The sequence below is a fragment of the Shewanella sp. GXUN23E genome, assembly GCF_050865035.1.
GTDB lineage: Bacteria > Pseudomonadota > Gammaproteobacteria > Enterobacterales > Shewanellaceae > Shewanella.
The window spans coordinates 1-2,572 of record NZ_JBOZWP010000043.1; the positions used below are offsets into that span (position 1 = coordinate 1).

General features: G+C 55.9%; 1 protein-coding gene. It reads right to left on the minus strand.

Translation table 11 applies throughout. From position 1 onward, the window contains the following. Positions 1-2,572, minus strand: a 2,572-nt coding sequence (locus ACRRUX_RS20460; RefSeq protein ID WP_432534087.1) for a beta strand repeat-containing protein, incomplete at both ends; no start/stop codon positions are given.

Consider the following 2,572-nt stretch of genomic DNA (forward strand, 5'->3'; position numbering starts at 1 on the left):
GGTGGCGTTGATGACGCCGTCATTGTTGGTATCGTCCAGCACGGTGACGGTCGGAGCACTGGTGTTGGCTGCTGTATCAACCAGCGCTGAATCACTGCCGGAAGAGGAAGTATTGCCATCCAGATCTGTCTGGGTTGCGGTGACTGTAATGGTATCGCCATCGGCGACAACCTCTGTCCAGGTAATGGTGCCGGTATTGGCATCATAGCTGTAACTGCGGCCATCGCTGGCTGTCAGGTTGCTGCCATTCCAGGTCAGAGTGACATCAGAAGTGGTGTTGCCATTGCTGATGGTCAGGTTGATTTGACCGCCTAAGATCAGTTGGCTGTGGTCAATCGATACGCTCAACTGAACATCATCGTTACCCAATTCGCTGGCGTTGATCACGCCATCATTGTTGGTATCGTCCAGCACGGTGACTGTTGGTGCTGAAGTATTGGCAACGGTATCCAGTGTCGCGACATCCAAACCAGATGCAGTATTGCCTGCAATATCTGTCACTGTTGCGGTGACTTTGATGTCAGTTCCTTCAGCCGGTGCGGTCATGGACAGGGACAAGCCATTGTCCAGCATGGCTTGAGTAACCGTGCCGCTGAACAGTATTGTGCCTGCCTGATCGGTGACAACCAGCGTGTCACCAACCTCTGTGCCCGCTCCCAAAGTGACTGTAATTCCTATGTCACCATTCAATTCGCCGGCGTTGATGATGCCGTCATTGTTGGTGTCTTCGGTAATAGTGACTGTTGGTTGCGCCGGTGCATCGTTGCCCACGCCATAATCCAGAGTGGCGCTGTCTGAGCCAGTGGCGCTGTTGCCGGCCGGATCAGTGATAGTCGCGGTAATCTCCAGCGTGGTGCCGCTTGCCGGTGGATTGATGGCCAGTGACAGGCCGTTATCCAACATGGTCTGGGTGACCGGGCCGCTGAACAGCACATTGCCAGCCTGATCGGTGACCACAATGGTATCACCAACTGCAGTGCCTGAGCCCAGAGTGATACTGATGCCTACCTGACCACTGAGCTCGCCATCATTGATGTAGCCATCATTGTTGGCGTCTTCGGTGATAGTGACCGTCGGAGCAGCAGGTGCTCCGCTGCCGACTCCGTAGTCCAGCGTGGCGGCATCGCTGCCACTGGCGCTGTTACCAGCCGGATCTGTCACTGTGGCAGTGATCTGGATACCGTTACCTGTGGCGGGCGCCGTCATGGTGACGCTCAACCCATTGTCCAGTATGGTTTGGGTCACTGTACCGCTGAACAGCGTATTGCCATCCTGATCGGTGACAGTGAGGGAGTCTCCCACTGCAGTACCTGCGCCCAGCGTCACAGTGATGTCAATATTGCCACTGAGTTCGGCGTTGTTGATGTAGCCGTCGTTGTTGGCATCTTCGGTGATAGTGACAGTCGGAGACGCCGGAGCGCTACTGCCGTAATCCAGAATCGCATTCTCTGAGCCGCTGGCGGTGTTACCGGCCGGATCGGTGACAGTGGCCGTGATTTCCAGATTGGTACCGGTCGCCGGCGGATCAATGGTGACATTCAAACCGTTGTCCAGCATATCCTGAGTGACAGGACCGGAGTAAATCACTGTGCCGTTTTGATCAGTGACTTCAATGGTATCGCCAACCTCTGTGCCGCTGCCCAGCGTGATGTTGATATCGATCTGGCCTGACAACTCATCGTCACTGATATAACCGTCATTGTTGGTGTCTTCGGTAATGGTGACCGTTGGCGCTGATGGGGCTCCTGCACCATAGTCAAGCACTGCATCAGCGGAGCCGCTGGCGGTATTACCACTGCTGTCGGTGACAGTTGCCGTGACCTCCAGTGTGGTGCCGGTTGCCGGCGCATCAATCGTCAATGGCAGGCCGTTATCCAGCATATCCTGGGTGACTGTGCCGTTAAACAGCTCATTGCCATCCTGATCCGTGACCACCAGAGTGTCGCCGACTGATGTGCCTTCACCCAATTCGACAGTAATGTCGATTTGGCCGTCCAGCTCATCATCATTGATGTAGCCATCACCATTGGTGTCTTCATCTATGGTGACAGTCGGTGAACCAATTGCAGGAGTGCCACCGCTGGTGTCGATCAGGGCGCTGGCATCGCCGGTAGCGGTATTGCCCGCGGGATCTGTGACAGTTGCCGTGATTTCCAGTGTGGTGCCACTGGCCGGTGGATCAATTGCAAGGTTGAGACCATCATCCAGCATCGCCTGAGTGACCGGGCCTGAGTAGATGATATTTCCATCCTGATCTATGACCACAATGGTGTCGCCTATTGCGGTGCCGGCTCCGAGCTCAACGGTGATATCTACCTGACCAACCAGCTCACCGTCATTGATGTAGCCGTCGTTGTTGGCATCCTCAGTAATGGTGACTGTCGGTGCCGCAGGGGCGCTGCTGCCGTAATCGAGTACTGCAGTGTCAGAGCCACTGGCGCTGTTACCGGCGGCATCCAGCACATTGGCGGTCACGGTGAGGGTGCTGCCAGTCGCCGGTGCATCCACACTCAGGCTCAGACCATTATCCAGCATCGCCTGGGTGATCGGGCCACTGAACAGCACATTGCCG